The sequence below is a fragment of the Pseudomonas lurida genome, from assembly GCF_013522705.1.
GTDB lineage: Bacteria > Pseudomonadota > Gammaproteobacteria > Pseudomonadales > Pseudomonadaceae > Aquipseudomonas > Aquipseudomonas quebecensis.
On sequence record NZ_JAAMRE010000075.1, the window covers coordinates 1 to 760 of the forward strand.

Consider the following 760-nt stretch of genomic DNA (forward strand, 5'->3'; position numbering starts at 1 on the left):
CGGTCAACGTGGTGGAAGATGACGCCGGCTTGATCGACCCCTCGATTGATTACATCACTGTCGAGTTTCCAGAGTACACGCCCTACGACCGCAACTACTCCGTCACCCTGCGCATGGAAGCCATGCGTACCGGTGGCGGCGTGGAGTTCTATGAGCAAACCTTGCTGGCCGGTGCCCCACCGCCACCGACGCGCTTTCGGATTGTGCCGCGCAGTGAATTCCAGCGCTTTGTGGGGTTGGGCGATGTGAAGATTTTTTATCGCGTGGACGACGGCCTGGTCGGCGTGCTGGGCGGCAGCGGTGCGCTGACGGTCCGCGAGTCCGAGCACTTGATCGTGCACTTTGGCGAGCGGGTGGCCGAACTGCCAGCACCGCAGTTGGACCGCGTCGATGAGCACGGCAACCTTGATCCGGACGATGTGATTGGCCAGGCCATCGTGACGCTGCCCTATGTTCGCACCTCCCCGGGTGACACATTCATCTGGCGCTGGGTGGGCACGGGGGTTAACGGCAGTACCGGGGATAGCATCCTCCTCAATGGCAGCAGCGCGGGCCGGCCAGTGGTGTTTGGGGTCGACAAGATGTATGTCGACAACAACCGCAATGGCGAGATCCGTCTGAGCTACACCTTGATCCCGGCAAGTGGCGGGGCCCTGCGTTCTGAAACTCTCATCGTCAGCGTTGGCCAAGCCTTGGGCGATTTGCTGCGACCCGAAGTGCTTGAAGCCTCCCGCAACCCCGATCAACTGACGCCCGAAGC

General features: G+C 61.8%; 1 pseudogene. It reads left to right on the forward strand.

The window, feature by feature from the left end:
• Window positions 1-760 (forward strand): annotated as a pseudogene (locus G7025_RS26590) (hypothetical protein); the annotation flags it as partial.